Genomic DNA, 16,093 nt, shown 5'->3' with positions numbered 1-16,093 from the left:
GATTCGTGTCCACCGGGCTCAGCGCGGCATCCAGACGCGGACCAGCGAGAGCAGCTTGTCCACGTCCAGCGGCTTGGCCATGTAGTCGTTCGCACCGGCGGCGATGCAGCGTTCCTGGTCGTCCGGCATGGCCTTGGCGGTGAGGGTGATGATCGGCAGCTTCGCCCAGCGCCCGTCCTTGCGGATTTCGCGGGTGGCGGTTAGGCCGTCCATCACCGGCATCATCACGTCCATCAGCACCAGGTCGATCCGGCGGGCGGCGTCGTCCCCGGCGCGAGCCAGCGCATCGATGGCTTCCTGCCCGTTGCGCGCGATCTCGATCACCGCCCCCTGCGGTTCGAGGATATGCGTCAGCGAGTAGATGTTGCGCACGTCGTCCTCGACCACGAGGATCCGGCGGCCTTCGAGGATCGCGTCGCGGTTGCGCGCCTGCCGGATCATCGACTGCTGCTCCTCGGGCAGTTCGGTCACGACCTGGTGCAGGAACAGGGATACCTCGTCGAGCAGGCGCTCGGGCGAGCGGGCGCCCTTGATGATGATCGAGTCCGAATAGCGGCGCAGGCGCTGCTCGTCGTCCGCCGAAAGATCGTGGCCGGTATAGACGATCACCGGCGGGAAGGCATAGGTCCCCTCCCGGGACAGCGTTTCCAGCAGTGTGAAGCCGCTGGCATCGGGCAGGGCAAGGTCCAGCACCATGCAGTCGAAAGTCTGGTCCCGCAGCAGTTCGAGGCATTCGGCGCCGGTGGCAGCGCCCACGGTCTCGACATCGCCGGAAGCCAGCAGACGGCCCATTGCCTCGCGCTGGACCGGATCGTCCTCGACGATGAGGATGCGGCGCGTGGCCGAGGCCAGCCGGGCGGCGAGCGCTTCGAGCACGCCGGCCAGTTCCTCGCGCTTCACCGGTTTGACGAGATAGCCGACCGCGCCAAGCGTGAGCGCGGTCTGGGTATGATCGCTGCCGGACACGACGTGGACCGGGAGGTGCCGCGTCTCCACATCGCGCTTCAGGTGGTCTAGCAGGGCGAGGCCGGACTGGTCGGGCAGGCCGATGTCCAGCACGACCGCGCTGGGCCTGAAGGTTCGCGCCAGCTTCAGCGCTTCGGCGGCGGTGCCGCTGACGAGGCACTGGAAGCCCATTTCGCGCGACAGGTCCCGCACGATCCCGGCGAAGGCGGCGTCGTCTTCCACCACCAGCAGGATGCGCTGGTTGCTCACCAGCCGGTCGCGGTCGTCCTCTATCTGCTGGACCGGGCTGGCCGGGGCGGGCTGACTGCCGCCATGCGGGGCCAGCGGCAGCAGGCGGGCGGGAAGATCGGAATGCCCGCCCATCTGAACCTGCGCCTGAACCGGGGCCTGAACCTGCGGTCCGGCCAGCGCCGCGTCGTAGGCGAGCGGCAGCGACAGGGCGAAGCGGCTGCCCCGGCCGGGCGTGGAGGACAGCGAGATGCCGCCGCCCAGCAGGCGGGCCAGTTCGCGGGAGATGGAAAGGCCGAGCCCGGTGCCGCCGTACTTGCGGTTCACCGTGCCGTCCGCCTGGCGGAACGCCTCGAAGATCGCCTGCTGCTGGCTTTCGGGAATGCCGATGCCGCTGTCTGTCACCGAAAGCAGGATGCGCGCCTTGCCGTCCGCTCCGGCGGCTTCCGGCTCGAAGGCGAGCCTGACGCTGCCGCTTTCGGTGAACTTGAAGGCGTTGGACAGCAGGTTCTTGAGGATCTGCTCCAGCCGCTGGCGGTCGGTGTCGAGCGTGGCCGGGCAGCCGGGCGCGACGTGGATCTCGAAATCGAGCCCGCGATCGGCGGCGACCGGCTGGAACACTTGCCGCATGTCGCTGGCCAGACGCTCGACCAGAACGGTTTCCGGCCTGACCTCGAGATGCCCGGCCTCGATCTTGGACAAGTCGAGGATGTCGTTGATGAGCGCCAGCAGGTCGTTGCCGGAGGACTGGATGGTGCGCGCGTACTGGACCTGTTCGTCGGAAAGGTTGGCGCGCGGATTGTCGCCCAGCAGCTTGGAGAGGATCAGCAGCGAATTGAGCGGCGTGCGCAGTTCGTGGCTCATGTTCGCGAGGAAGTCCGACTTGTAGCGGCTGGTCTGCTCCAGTTCGCGGGCCTTGGCCTCGACCGCGGCGTTGGAACGGGCGAGATCGTCGCGCTGGACCTCCAGGAGCTGCGCCTGTTCCTCAAGCTGCGAATTGGTCTGTTCCAGCTCTGCCTGCTGCAGTTCCAGCCGCCCTTGCGATTCCTTGAGATTGCGGCCCTGTTCTTCCAGTTCCTCGTTGGAGGAGCGCAGTTCCTCGCTCTGGACCTGCAGTTCCTCGGCATGGTGCTGAAGGTCGGCACGGTAGCGGGCAGAGCGCAGGGCGATCCCCACCGACGCGGAAATCTCCGCCAGGAAGGCCATGATCTCGGGGCCGACGGGATGCAGGAAGCCCAGTTCGATCACGCCGTGGACGACATTTTCGGCTATGGCGGGGGCGATGACGAGATGGCGGGGCTTGTCGCTGCCGAATGTCGAGCCGATGGTCAGGTAGCCGTCCGGAATGTCCGACAGCAGCACGGGTTCGCCGTCCGCCGCGACCTGGCCGAGCAGCCCTTCGCGGTGGGAGAAACGCTCGACGATCCCGGCGCCTGCGGGAACACCGTAAGCGGCGACGCGGCGGTAATGGCCCCGTTCCCCCGCGAAGACGGCGCCGGCCTGGGCGCCCGCGAACCGGGTGAGGAAGGCCAGGATGCTCTCGCCCAGCTGCTCGGCCGGCTGGTCCCCGATCACGGCGCCGGCAAGGCCGACCTGCCCGGATTGCAGCCACGCACGCTGCTCGGCCGCTGCCGCCGCCTTGCGGATCAGGAAGCCGACGGTCAGCGTCAGCGCGATGCCGAGGCAGCAGGACAGCACGCCGCTGATCCATGCGGACCGGTAGGCCTGCTCCATTTCCGTGAGCCGGGTCTGGCGCAGCCGCGCCTCTTCCTGCTGCATGTCGGCAAGCTGCGCGCGAACCGCGTCCATTTCCAGCTTGCCGCGATCGGTGGCGACGATGGCGAGTGCGCCCACCATGTTCCCGGCCTTGCGCGCCGCGATGGTCTCCTTCAGCTCGGAAAGCTTGGCGTCGATATGGCGGCGCAGGGGCGCGATGCGGGCCTGCTGCTCGTCGTTGTCCTCAGTCAGCGAGGCGATCTTCGCGACCCGCGCATCCACGTCCGCCAGCGCCGCATTGTAAGGGTCGAGATACTTGTCGCTACCGGTGAGCAGATAGCCGCGCTGGCCGGTTTCCGCATCCTGAAGCGAGGACAGCAGTTCGTCCAGCGCCACGATCACCGAATGGGAATGGACGATCCGCCGCGCATCGTCGCGCAGCACCGTCACGTTGAAATAGGCGAAGGTTCCGCTGACCACGAAGAACAGGATGGCGACGGCGAGGCCGAAGGTCGTGCCGGGATCAAGCCGGAAGCGAGCCTTCAGGCCGGAGGTCGTAATCGTCGATGGCATGCGTGCGCCCTGTTGTATCGGCCCGTGGAATCCGGCCTTCGGAACATCCGGTGTGCTCGATTGCGGCGGATGCGAACGGATAGCAAGAGCATCTTGTTCACGTTCGCATCCGCCGCTGCGGGAACATCGCGCGCGGCCGGGAGTTGACGTTGGCGTCAAGCAATTCTCGCTTGCGAAGAGGGTGGTGGACTTGAATTTTCCAGGGGGCGCCGGCGAACTTTCCGGTCTTGTCAGGAACCACGATTGGGCCGCGACGCCGCTTGGTCCGCTGGAGGCGTGGCCGGCGGGGCTGAAGGCCGTGGTCGATCTGGTTCTCTCGGCGAAGGTGCCGATGGCGCTGCTCATGGGGGAGCGCGGGACGATGATCTACAACGATCCCTACATCCCCATCGCCGCCGGGCGCCATCCGATGTCGCTGGGCTCCAGCGTGCTGGAGAGCTGGCCGGAAGTGGCGGACTTCAACCGCGGGATCATTGCCGATGTGCTCATGGGCGGATCGCGCAGCTTCGCCGACCAGGAATTCCTGTTCGAGCGCAGCGGGTGCCCCGAACCGGCCTTCCTCGATATCGACTATTCCCCGGTCCGTGACGATGCTGGCGCCCCGGTGGGGGTGCTTGCGGTGCTGCACGAATGCACCGAGGCGCATCACGCGCGCAGGAAACTGCGGCGCACGGCGGAGAAGCTCGCCTTCCTCGACGCGCTCGGCCAGGCGACCATCAACTGCCGGGACGCCGACGACGTGCTGGCCGTCACCACCCGGATGACCGGGGAGCATCTCGGCCTGTCGAACTGCGCCTATGCCGACATGGACGAGGACCAGGACGGCTTCACCATCCGGGGAGACTGGCACGCGCCGGGCGTACCCTCGATCCTGGGGCACTACAGCCTCGCCGATTTCGGCAGCCTTGCGGTGCGCGAACTGCGGGCCAACCGCCCGCTTATCGTCAACGACAATGCCCGCGAACTCCCCAGTCACGAGGCCCGCACCTTCCAGGACATCGGCATTGCCGCCACGATCTGCATGCCGCTGGTCAAGTCCGGCCGCCTCACCGCGCTCATGGCGATCCACGACAAGGCGCCGCGCGTCTGGAGCGACTACGACCTGGAGATCATCGCCGAAGTGACCGAGCGGTCATGGGTCCATGTCGAACGCGTCTCGGTGGAGGCGGACCTGCGCCTGAGTGCGGATGCCTTGCGCGAACTGAACGAGACGCTCGAACGCCGGGTGGAGGACCGCACCCGCAAGCTGCTGGAAGTGGAAGCGGCGCTGCGGCAGGCGCAGAAGATGGAGGCGGTGGGCCAGCTTACCGGCGGGCTGGCGCACGATTTCAACAACCTGCTGACCGGGCTGGGAGGCAGCCTCGAAATGCTGTGGCTGCGCGTCCGGCAGGGGCGACATGACGATCTGGAGCGCTATTTCGACGCCGCCGAAGGCGCGGTGAAGCGCGCGGCGTCGCTGACGCACAGGCTGCTGGCGTTCTCGCGGCAGCAGACGCTGGACCCGCAGCCGACCGGGGTGGACCGTCTCGTCGCCGACCTGGAGGAACTGGTGCGCCGCACGATGGGACCGGCGATCCGGGTCGAGGTGCGCGGCTCCTCGGGATGGCCGGTGCTGATCGATCGCAACCAGCTTGAGAACGCGCTGCTCAACCTCTGCATCAACGCGCGCGATGCCATGCCGGACGGCGGCACGCTGACAATCGCCACGCAGGGCCGGACCATTGAGGGACACGATGCCCGCCGGCTCGGCCTGGCGCCGGGTGATTACGTGGTTCTCGATGTTTCCGATACCGGCACCGGCATGTCCGCCGAAGTCGCTTCGCGGGCATTCGATCCTTTCTTCACCACCAAACCCTTCGGGCAGGGCACCGGCCTTGGCCTCTCGATGATCTACGGCTTCGTGCGCCAGTCCGGCGGGCAGGTGGTCATCGACAGCGAGCCCGGGAAAGGCACCAGGATGTCGATCGTTCTTCCCCGTCACGGCGTTGCGGCGGCGCCCGAGGTTTCCCCGGCAGAGGACGGCGCGCCCGACGCCGCCGGCGAAGGGCAGGTCATCCTCGTGGTGGACGACGAGCCGATGATCCGCATGCTCGTGGTCGAAGTGCTGGAGGAGGCCGGTTTCGTCGTGCTCGAAGCGGGCGACGGCCGCTCGGCGCTGGGCATACTGGAGGCCGCGCCGCGCATAGACCTGGTAGTCACCGATGTCGGCTTGCCGCACGGCATGACCGGGCGCGAGGTGGTGGATATGGCGCGGGTGCAGCGGCCCGATCTCAAGGTGCTGTTCATCACCGGCTATGCCGAGAACGTCGTCGCCTCCAACGGCCAGCTCGAAAGCCTTTCGGCGATCATGACCAAGCCGTTCGAGATCGCCGCGCTGGTGGGCAAGGTCCACGAACTCCTCGCGCCCACCGCTGCCGACGCGCGCCCGGCGGGCGGATAGGCACTGGGTGAGGCGGCGGCAGGTTCAGCCGGAATCGGAACCGGTGCCGTGCAGCATGAAGTCGAGCATCGCCGCGTCGATCTCATCGTCGCCTGCAAGACCGGCGGGGAACAGCATGTCGCGGAACAGGACGTTGCCCAGCACCGCCGCGAAGGACACCCGCACCATCAGGCGCGGATCGACGACCGGCTGCGTTCCGCCATCCTGCGCGCCGTCATCCTGCGACTTCGCGCCTTCTCCCGCCTCGTTCCGGCGGCGCACGCGATGTGCGCGCGTGGCCGCGCCGCGTTCGAAGTAGGCGTTGAGGCTGTCTATCGCCCGCGCGCTTGCGTCCTGATCCTCGCCATATGTCCCGGCCGTCAGCGCCGCCATCAGCAGCGGGGCATGATCCTTGAGAAAACGCCCCAGCTCCGAAACGTAGAGCCGCGCATTCTCCCGCCGCGCGGCTTCGCCGGGCCCGCCTGCGTCGGGGCTGGAATCCGTGATCGAATGCTCGGCATTGAAGCGCTCCAGATGGCGGTCCAGCGGGGCGAACACGGCTTCCTGGAACAGCGCGGCCTTCGAGGGGAACGTGCGGAACAACTGCGCCTCGGTGCTTTCGGCGCGCCGGGCGATCGCCGCCGTCGTCGCCCCGGCATAGCCGCAGCGGCGGAACTCCTCTTCCGCCGCTTCGAGCAGGCGGCGCGTCACTTCCTGCGAACTGCGCCGCTTGCGGCGCGCGGGTTTCGTCGCTTCGTCCACTTCCGCTCCATCGATGGCCGCGATATCCCGGCGCCGGCCCGTTTAGGGGACGGCGCGGGTTTGTCCAAACGGCCGGTAGCGCCGGTCTGCTCTCAATTCCTCGGCACCGAGGCGAAAAACGCCAGCCCCGCTTCGCCCGGATAGAGATATTCGAGATAATGCCCCAGTTCCGGCACGTCCACGAAGCAGGCTTGGAGCAGCGGGTTGCAGCTTTCGTAAGGCATGGCCCAGCCATTGCCCTGCGCGCCATGCCGCACGCCCTGCCACTGGCCCTCGTCATGGATCAGGAAGCCGAGGTGGTGGTGCCAGAGGCGGGGGCCTTCGCCCGGCGGCTGGCGGCTCATGTAGATTTCGGAGCCGGGGCCGGAAGCCTCGATCAGTTCGTACATCACCGTCCCGTGCCAGGCGAGTTCGGCCCTGATCCAGCCCCCTGCCGCAAGCTGCCCTTCCAGCACGCAAAACTCCCGGATGCCGAGGCGGCGCGAGAACAGGTCCCGCGCGGCGGCGATGTCGTTGGTGGCATAGGCCATCTGGAAATGCTCGGCGAGGAGCAGCCCCGATCCGGGGGCAAGCGTTCCGGCAGGCCGCGCAAGCGAGAGCGTCATCGTGAACTCCGTGAAGGGTGTTAATGATAGTGTATGCTATCTACGTCGGACAAGTTCGCACTGACGACCCATCGCCCCGGCGTTGGCCGAGGCCTTGCCGCCCCGAATGTCTTGCGAGGCGGTCCTGCTCGAATATAGATAGCAATCACTATCTAATCATGCCGGTCGCGAAACCGGCGGAGAGGCCAGCGTCATGGAGATCGAGCCGAGCATCCTTGCCTACCTGACCGGGCTGGAAAGCGCGGTCGCCAATCTCCAGGACACCTGGCGGCCCGACGATCCCGCCTATCGCGCTGACGTCTATCGCCAGACGATGACCAGCCTCTCCTACGCCTATTTCGCCTATTTCCACGCCACGCCGGAACACCCGGACTGGGCTCCGCTGTGGAACCCGGTCTACACGCTCCAGCCCAACCCGGACGACATCTACGTGCAGTCGCCGATCCGGGGCGACCTGACCTACCGCGTCTCGGGCAATCGCGGGACCTGCCGGATACTCTCCTTCACCAGCCAGAAGGTGCAGTCCGGCTCGGTGGACGAGATGCCGCGCCCCAACGGGCACAACGAGGTGGACGACATCGACCTCGGCCTTGCGCCGGGCGAGGATTTCTCGGTGATCTTCAGCGCCGAACGTCCCGCCGGGTACGAGGGCAAGTGGGCGCGGATCGATCCGGAGGCGGGGTATCTCTACTTGCGGTTCCGCAGCTACGACTGGCTGAACGAGATCGACCCGCACCTCTCCATCGAATGTCTCGACCCGGTTCCGCTCAAGCCGCGCCTCTCGCCGGAGGAGATCCTGCACCGCATCGGCGAAATGGCGAAGTTTCCCGGCCGCAAGACCCGTCTCTACTATCCCATGCAGAACGGGGTGAAGGAGCGCGTGGGCTTCAACGTGTTCGAGCCGGTGCGCATGGCCGGGGCGCTGGCCAAGCAGGTCTACTGGCCCGCCTGCTTCCGGTTCGACCCGGACGAGGCGCTGGTGATCGAGACGGAGGTTCCCGCGCACGCGCCGTACTGGAACATCCAGCTCAACGATCCCTGCTTCAACGCGCTGGAATATGTCTACCGCATATCCAGTTCCAACGGCCACTACGCCCGCCTTTCCAGCGACGGCCGCTACCGCGCGGTGATCGCGCTGGAGGACCCCGGCGTGCCGAACTGGCTCGATCCGGCAGGCTATACCGAGGGCGGCATCTATGGCCGCTGGTACGACTGCGACAGCGCGCCGGTGCCGACGATCAGGCGGGTCAAGCTGGCAGAGCTGCGCGATCACCTGCCCGCCGATACGCCCGTGGTCACGCCGCAGGAACGGGCCGAGGAACTGCGGCAGCGCGTAAGAGCCTGCCAGCGGCGCCGGCGCTGGTGAACGATAAATCCAACTGGGAGAGTTTAGGCCATGGATCTCGGTTACGATCCGCCAGACCGGTTCCGCACCGCCGTCGACCGCGCGCACGAGATCGTCGCGGGGGAGCTGGGGCATGACGATTTCGGCCCGGACGATTATCTCCCCGGCCTTGGCGTGCTGCTGCATTCGATGGATTACGATCCGCAGTTCACCGAAACGGGGCGGCGCGCGGCCTGGGGGCAGGTGCTGGGCGTGCTGCGCAGCCGGGCGGGCGCGATCCGGGCGATGAAGGACAATCCCGGGTTCGATGCCGTGCCGGTGCTGGCGCCGGTGGTCATCACCGGGGTGCCGCGCACGGGGACCACGGCGCTGCACCGCCTGATGGCGGTGGACCCGCGCTTCCAGGGGCTGCAGACCTGGCTGCTCGACGCGCCGATGCCGCGACCTCCGGTGGATCGCTGGCAGGACTATCCCGAATATCGCAAGGCCATGGCGGTGATCGAGGCGCGCTATGCCGCCGCCCCGCAGCGCCGCGCCGCGCACCATGTGGCGGCCGAGGAAGTTCACGAATGCTGCATGTTGCTGCGCCAGTCGTTCGTCTCCAACTTGTGGACCTGCGGCTGGTCCGCGGCGAGCTACGACGCCTGGTGGCAGTGCCAGCGCGAGGATGCGGCCTATGCGCACTATCGCCGCTGCGTGCAGCTGATCGGCATGAACGATCCGGGCCGCCGCTGGCTGCTCAAGAACCCCGGCCATATCGACAACCTCGACCTGCTCTTCGCGGTGTTTCCCGATGCCAGGGTGATCCAGACGCACCGCGATCCGGCAAAGGCGGTGCCTTCGCTGGTTTCGCTGCTGATGGGTATGCACCCGGTGCTCGAACAGGGCCGCGCGGACCAACGCGGGCCGATCATGCTCGCGCGGGAGGTGGCGAAGTGGGCCGCCGCGCTGCGCAAGGCGGATGCCGTGAAGGCGCGCCGCCCGGGGCAGGTGCTCGACATCGCGCATCTCGATTTCCACAATCGGCCGATGGCGGTGATGGAGCGGATCTACGGTTTCATCGGCATGGACATTCCCGATGAAACCCGCGCCGCCTTCGCCCGCCGGATCGCGCAGAAGCCCGAATTGCAGCACGGCGCCCATCGCTACGACATCGCCGACTACGGCATGACCGAGCAGCAGGCGCGCGCGCCTTTCGGCGACTATGTGACGCGTTACGACCTGCTGGAGAAGGCGGCATGAAGGCGGCGGTCTATCCGGGCGGCGGGCAGCCCGTGGTCATCGAGGACGTGCCCGAGCCGCGCCCTGCGCCGGGCGAGGTCTTGATCCGCGTCCACCGCTGCGGCATCTGCGGCACCGACCTGTCGATGACCAGGGGCGGCGCGTGGGACTATGGCCCGAACGCGCGCTTCGGCCACGAATATGCGGGCGAGATCGTCGAGCTGGGCCGCGATGTCGATGGCTGGCGGGTGGGAGACCGGATCGCGGTGCTGCCCTCGGTCGCCTGCGGATCGTGCGAGACCTGCCAGGCCCATGGCAACAATGTGCTGTGCCGGTCGGGCGAGGGCAATGCGATGATGGGCTTCGCGCAGTTCGCCAGCGTGCCCGCCGCCGTGGCGACGCGGTTGCCCGCCACCCTGTCGATGACGGACGGCGCCCTGATCGAGCCGCTGGCGATCAGCCTTTACGGCGCGCGGTTCGCGAGCATCGAGCCGGGCGACACGGTGCTGGTGCTGGGTGGCGGTACGGTGGCGCTTTACGCGATCTACTGGGCGCGGCGGCTGGGGGCGGGGCGCATCGTTGCCATGTCGCGTTCGGCGCGGCGCCGGGAGCTTTCGCTGGCGATGGGAGCGGACGCCTTCGTGGCCTATGGCGCGGACGAGGTGGGCGAAGTCGTCGAGGCGCTGGGCGGATCGCCGCGCGTGATCTTCGAATGCGTGGGCGCGGAAGGAATGCTGGGCCGCGCGATCCGTCATGCAGGGCCGTTCGGGCGGGTGGTCTCGCTGGGGTTCTGCACCGCGCCCGATCCGGTGATTCCCGCTATCGCCGCGTACAAGTGCGTCTCGCTGCGGTTCGCGGTGGGCTATTCGATGAAGGAGTTCCTCTACATCGCCGACCGGATGGACAAGGGCCACGTCGATCCCGCCACGATCGTGACGCGCGATATCGCGCTGGCCGATCTCCCGGCGATGCTGGAGGCGCTGCGCGGGCCGAATGACGAAACCAAGGTCCACGTCCGCTGCAACGACGTCTTTTGAGGGGAAACGACATGGAGAAACCGACCGCGATCGTGGTGGGCACCGGCTTCGGCTGCCGGGTCCATGTTCCGGCTTTGCGCGCCGCCGGGTTCGCGGTGGCCGCGCTTGTCGGCACCCGGCCCGACCGGCTGGAGCGCAAGGCGGTGGAGGCGGGCGTCCCGGCCTTCTTCACCGATCTCGGCGCCGCCATCGAGCGGACCGGCGCGCACCTCGTCACGATCGCCGCGCCGCCCGCCAGCCATGCGCCGCTGGCCTTCGCGGCCATGGCGCGCGGCTGCCACGTGCTTTGCGAGAAGCCTTTCGCGATGGACGCGGCAGAGGGCGCGGCGCTGCTCGATGCGGCGGAGCGGGCGGGCATCGTTCACATGATCGCGCACGAATTCCGCTGGTTGCCCGAACGCGCGCTGCTGGGCCGCGCCATTGCCGAGGGGCTGATCGGCACCCCGCGCTTCCTGGCGATGGACCAGTTCATCCCCTTCTGCGCCGATCCCGGCGCGCGGCTGCCCGGATGGTGGTTCGACACGGCATCGGGCGGCGGCTGGCTGGGCGCGGGCGGTTCGCACCTGATAGACCAGGTGAGGACATGGCTGGGCGAGTTCGAGAGCGTGTCGGCCCGCCTGCTGACCGTATCGGACCGCGAGAACGGCGCCGACGACAGCTATTCGCTGCGCTTCCGTCTGGCGAGCGGGGCCGAGGGATCGATGCAGCAGAGCGCCGGGGCCTGGGGCGCGCCCGCCAGCCTGCTGCGCTGCGCGGGCATGCGGGGAACCGTGTGGATCGAAAGCGGCAAGGTCCTGCTGGCGGACCGCACGGGCACGCGCGAACTGCCGGTTCCGGACGATCTCGTGCTGCCCGCAGCGCCCGGCTTCGAGCTGGCACCCTTCATCCGGCTCTGCGAGGCCCTGCGCGCCAGGATCGAGGGTGCGGGCGGCGAGGGGCCGGTGGCGATCCCGACATTCCGCGACGGGCTGGCGGCGATGCGGGTCATGGATGCCGTCCGCGCCTCATCCGCGGCAGGCGGCGCGCTGCGGCCAGTGGAGCCTGCTTCCGGCCTGGAGCCTGCTTCCGGCCCGGGCGGCGGCGCAGCATAAATGTCATGAAACCGACGTAAGGCTTTCGTCTCCCCATTCGAGGCGAAACGATGAACGCGACCCTTGCGCCCAGGCCGATCGACACGGCCGGAACCCGGCCCGACCTTGAAAAGGGCCTTGGCGCCGCCGGCCGGATCGGGTTCGGCGCGGCAATCGTGGCCGCGCTCGTCTATGTGGCCTTCAGCGTCTATTCCGATGCCGCCGCCGTGGGCGTGGAGCCCACCACCTACCTTCCGTTCATCCTGCTGTTCATCGCCCTGCTGATCGCGCTCGGCTTCGAATTCGTGAACGGTTTTCACGATACCGCCAATGCCGTGGCCACGGTGATCTACACCAATGCCATGCCCGCGAACGTCGCGGTGGTCTGGTCGGGCTTCTTCAACTTCCTCGGCGTGCTGGTTTCCACCGGCGCCGTGGCGTTCGGCATCGTTTCGCTGCTGCCGGTCGAACTGATCCTGCAAGTGGGATCGAGCGCGGGCTTCGCGATGGTCTTCGCACTGCTGCTGGCGGCGATCCTGTGGAACCTCGCCACCTGGTGGCTGGGCATTCCCTCGTCCAGTTCGCACACCCTGATCGGCTCGATCATCGGCGTGGGCGTGGCCAATGCGCTGATGCACGGCAAGAGCGGCACCGCGGGCGTGGACTGGGGCAAGGCGGCCGAGATCGGCCAGGCCCTGCTGTTCTCGCCGCTGATCGGCTTCGGCCTTGCCGCGCTGCTGTTCGCCGCGATGAAAGTGCTGGTCCGCAAGAAGGAACTCTACGAGGAGCCGAAGGACGGCCTGCCGCCGCCGTGGTGGATCAGGGCGCTGCTGATCTTCACCTGCACCGGCGTCAGCTTCGCGCATGGTTCGAACGACGGGCAGAAGGGCATGGGGCTCATCATGCTGATCCTGATCGGCACGGTGCCCACCGCCTATGCGCTGAACCGCGCCGTGCCCGAACGCTACACGGCGGAATTCCACGCCGGCTCGCTGGCCGCCGGAGCCGCGCTGGACGAGGCTTCGCCCCCTCCCGGCGTCCCGCTCGATCCCGCGCAGGCGCGCAGCCGGGTCACGGCCTATATCGCCGACAAGACATTGGCCCCCGCCACGCTTCCCGCGCTTTCGGTGCTGGTGCACGACGTGGACCGGCAGGTGACCGACTATGGCTCGCTGGCGAAAGTGCCGGCGGCGGCGGTGAGCAATATCCGCAACGACATGTACCTCGCCTCGGAAGCGATCAAGCTGCTGGGCAAGCAGAAGCCCGCCGCGCTTTCCGGGCAGGCGCAGGAAAGCCTGGCGACCTACAAGGCCTCGCTCGATGCGGGCACGCGCTTCATTCCCACCTGGGTCAAGGTGGCGGTGGCCATCGCGCTGGGGCTGGGCACGATGGTCGGCTGGAAGCGCATCGTCGTCACCGTGGGGGAGAAGATCGGCAAGACCCACCTGACTTACGCGCAGGGCGCCGCCGCCGAACTGGTGGCGATGGGCACGATCTTCGGGGCGGACCATCTCGGCCTGCCGGTCTCCACCACCCATGTCCTCTCGTCCGGCGTGGCGGGGACGATGGCGGCGAACCGTTCGGGCCTCCAGATAAGCACGGTGCGCAACCTGCTCATGGCCTGGGTGCTGACGCTGCCGGTCTCCATCGTGATGGCGGGCGGGCTCTACATGCTGTTCTCGCAGGTTCTCTGACGGGTTCCGGCCGCGCGCTGCCGCCATGAGCCATGACCTGCCCCGTCTTCTTGCCGCCACACAGGGCGCCGGCGCGCCGCTGGCAGATGGCGGCATGGGGCCCGGCCTGATCTGGGGCATGGACCTGACAGACGAAGGCGCCTTCCCCGTTGCCGATTGCGAACGCCCGCCGGAAGGCCGCTTCCGTTGGCTTCATCTCAATCTTGCGCACCAGCGCACGCGAAGCTGGATAGAGCGGTTCGAAGCGGTTCCCCCGGCCGTGCGCGAACTGCTGCTTTCGCCAGACACTCACCAGCGCGCGCTGGTCGACGGCGGCACGGTGGCCTGCGTGCTTCACGATTTCGAACGGGATTTCGACGTGGCCGATACCGCGCGCGTGGGCGGGCTGCGCATGGCGCTGGCGCCCGGGCTGATGCTGACGGCGCGGCTTCATCCGATCCGTTCGGCCGATATCGTGCGGACCCGGCTCTCGCGCTGCGGCGCCGGCTTCGGGGCGGCGCAGGCGCTGGAACTGCTGGCGGGCGCGATCAGCGAGAATATCGCCGATATCGCCCGCTCGCTCAGCGCCGACGTGCAGCATGTGGAGGACATGTTCCTCGACGCGCGCGATCCGCCCAAGGCGCGCGACCTGATCGGCGTGCGGCGGCGGCTGGCGCAGATACAGCGCCTGCTTACGGGAATGCGCGGGGTGTTCCAGCGGCTGGAGAAGGACGAGGAACTGCCCGAGGCGCTGCTGCCCGGCGTGGAGAAGATCGCCCAGCGCATCCAGTCGCTCGACGGGGACGTGCAGGGCGTGCAGTCGCAGTTGCGGCTGCTGCGCGAGGAACTGGACATCCAGGAGGCGCAGCGGACCAACCAGAACCTCTACATCCTCTCGATCGTGACCGCGCTGATGCTGCCGGCCACGCTCGTGACGGGGATCTTCGGGATGAACACCGGCGGATTGCCCTTCGCGCAGGGGCCTTACGGCACGATCCACGCCACCCTGTTCGCGGGCGGCGCGGCCATCGCGACTTATCTGCTGCTGCGCTGGATGGGCTTCATGCGGCGCTAGCGCGGGGCGCCTCGATGTCGCCGGTCTGCATCGGTCCGCGAATGCCGAGGCGCTGGGCGACGATGGTGGGCACCAGCGCCTGTCCCGCCACGTTGACGGCGGTGCGGCCCATGTCGAGGATCGGGTCGATCGCCAGCAGCAGCCCCACGCCTTCGAGTGGGAGCTTGAGCGTGGAGAGCGTCAGCGTCAGCATGACCACCGCGCCGGTCAGCCCCGCCGTGGCCGCAGAGCCGATCACCGAGACGAACACGATCAGCGCATAGTCCGAAAGCTGGAGCGGCACGCCGTAGAACTGCGCCACGAAGATCGCCGAGATCGCCGGATAGATTGCCGCGCAGCCGTCCATCTTGGTGGTCGAGCCGAGCGGCACCGCGAAGGCGGCGTAGGAACGCGGCACGCCGAGGCGCTCGGTCACTTCCTCGGTCACCGGCATGGTGCCGACGGACGAGCGCGAGAGGAAACCGATCTGGATCGCCGGCCAAGCCACCGAGAAGAAGCGCAGCGGGTTGATCCCGTGCAGCAGCAGCAGCAGCGGGTAGACCGCCAGCATGACCACCGCGAGCCCGATATAGACCGCGCCCGCAAAGGCGCCGAGCGCGGAAAGCGCGTCCCAGCCGTAGCTGACCACGGCATTGGCGATCAGCGCCGCCGAGCCGAGCGGGGTCAGCGCGATCAGCCAGCGCAGCAGCTGGCGCAGCACGAGGTTGGCCGAAGTCATGAAGGCCAGGAACGGTTCCGCCTTCGCACCGATTTTCACGGCGGCCGCGCCCACGGCAACGGCGGCGATGATGATCTGCAGCACGTTGAAGGAGACGGCGGTAGTGGCCGCGCCGTCTTCCAGCGTGGTGGCGGCGGTAATGCCGAGATAGTTGGCCGGAACCAGCCCCTTGAGGAAATCGAGCCAGCCGCCGACCGATGCGGGCGCATGGGCCGCGCCCGCATCGACATGGGCGTGAAGACCGGGCTGGATGGTCAGCCCCAGCGCGATGCCGATGAGCACGGCGATCAGCGCGGTGATGGCGAACCACAGCAGGGTCTGCCCCACCAGCTTCACCGCGTTGTCGAGCCCGCGCAGCGCGGCGACCGAGGCGATGATCGCGGTGAACACCAGCGGCGGAACCAGCGTGCGCAGGAGCTGGATGAAGATCTGCGCCACGGTGTGGAACGTCTCGCTCGCGCCCGAGGCAAGGGCGCTGTCAGGCCCGAGCTGGCGGACCAGCAGGCCTGCGGCAAGGCCCACGACCATGCCCAGCAGCACCTGCACGCCGAAGCCGGGCCACCTTGAACCGGACGATGGGACACCGGGGTGGCGCGAGGCGCTGGTTTCGGGGGTCTTCGCCATGCAGAATTGCCTTCAGGTCGTGAGAATTCGTTCCTTTCCAGCGGAAAAGGCCCCCGCGCGG

General features: G+C 68.1%; 11 protein-coding genes. 7 read left to right on the top strand and 4 right to left on the bottom strand.

What is annotated here, in order from left to right:
* Positions 1-18: 18 nt before the first annotated feature.
* The gene (locus tag ACXJ16_RS23490; protein WP_463922317.1) at positions 19-3,483 is read right to left on the bottom strand and encodes a response regulator; all 3,465 of its coding nucleotides are present in this window, start codon (positions 3,481-3,483) and stop codon (positions 19-21) included.
* 190 nt (positions 3,484-3,673) lie between these two features.
* On the opposite strand from ACXJ16_RS23490, the gene ACXJ16_RS23485 reads away from it, so the two are divergent.
* Positions 3,674-5,923: an ATP-binding protein gene (locus ACXJ16_RS23485; RefSeq protein WP_463922316.1), complete on the top strand. Its 2,250-nt coding sequence runs from the start codon at positions 3,674-3,676 to the stop codon at positions 5,921-5,923.
* Positions 5,924-5,947: 24 nt separating this feature from the next.
* On the opposite strand, the gene ACXJ16_RS23480 is transcribed toward ACXJ16_RS23485, so the two are convergent.
* Both ACXJ16_RS23480 and ACXJ16_RS23475 read right to left on the bottom strand, forming a co-directional pair.
* Positions 5,948-6,664 carry a TetR/AcrR family transcriptional regulator gene (locus ACXJ16_RS23480; RefSeq protein WP_054438627.1) on the bottom strand — a complete coding sequence of 239 codons (717 nt, stop codon included), beginning with the start codon at positions 6,662-6,664 and terminating at the stop codon, positions 5,948-5,950.
* Between the two features lie 92 nt (positions 6,665-6,756).
* Positions 6,757-7,269, bottom strand: coding sequence for a hypothetical protein (locus ACXJ16_RS23475; RefSeq protein WP_463922315.1), 513 nt, complete (start codon positions 7,267-7,269; stop codon positions 6,757-6,759).
* Positions 7,270-7,462: 193 nt separating this feature from the next.
* Here ACXJ16_RS23475 and ACXJ16_RS23470 point away from each other — a divergent pair, with 193 nt between their 5' ends.
* From ACXJ16_RS23470 to ACXJ16_RS23445, 6 genes are read left to right on the top strand one after another with little or no spacing between them, the layout of a single operon-like run.
* On the top strand, positions 7,463-8,635 hold the full coding sequence (locus tag ACXJ16_RS23470) for a hypothetical protein (RefSeq protein WP_463922314.1): 1,173 nt from the start codon (positions 7,463-7,465) through the stop codon (positions 8,633-8,635).
* 30 nt (positions 8,636-8,665) lie between these two features.
* Complete coding sequence (locus ACXJ16_RS23465; protein ID WP_463922313.1) at positions 8,666-9,856, top strand: sulfotransferase family protein; 1,191 nt, start codon at positions 8,666-8,668, stop codon at positions 9,854-9,856.
* On the top strand, positions 9,853-10,872 hold the full coding sequence (locus ACXJ16_RS23460) for an alcohol dehydrogenase catalytic domain-containing protein (protein WP_463922311.1): 1,020 nt from the start codon (positions 9,853-9,855) through the stop codon (positions 10,870-10,872). Before ACXJ16_RS23465 ends, ACXJ16_RS23460 begins: the two co-directional genes overlap by 4 nt.
* Before the next feature lie 11 nt (positions 10,873-10,883).
* The gene (locus ACXJ16_RS23455) at positions 10,884-11,963 is read left to right on the top strand and encodes a Gfo/Idh/MocA family protein (RefSeq protein ID WP_463922310.1); all 1,080 of its coding nucleotides are present in this window, start codon (positions 10,884-10,886) and stop codon (positions 11,961-11,963) included.
* A gap of 50 nt (positions 11,964-12,013) precedes the next feature.
* Positions 12,014-13,636, top strand: a complete 1,623-nt coding sequence (locus tag ACXJ16_RS23450) for an inorganic phosphate transporter (RefSeq protein ID WP_463922308.1) — start codon at positions 12,014-12,016, stop codon at positions 13,634-13,636.
* 25 nt (positions 13,637-13,661) lie between these two features.
* The gene (locus ACXJ16_RS23445) at positions 13,662-14,690 is read left to right on the top strand and encodes a transporter (protein WP_231635954.1); all 1,029 of its coding nucleotides are present in this window, start codon (positions 13,662-13,664) and stop codon (positions 14,688-14,690) included.
* Here ACXJ16_RS23445 and ACXJ16_RS23440 read toward each other — a convergent pair.
* Entirely contained in the window at positions 14,677-16,032 is a 1,356-nt protein-coding gene (locus ACXJ16_RS23440) for a dicarboxylate/amino acid:cation symporter (protein ID WP_054438622.1), read from the bottom strand. The genes ACXJ16_RS23445 and ACXJ16_RS23440 overlap by 14 nt on opposite strands.
* Positions 16,033-16,093: the final 61 nt, after the last annotated feature.

Source organism: Novosphingobium sp. TK71 (assembly GCF_055361505.1).
The sequence above is the reverse complement of the archived record's forward strand: the minus strand, read 5'-3'. Positions and strand labels throughout refer to the sequence as shown.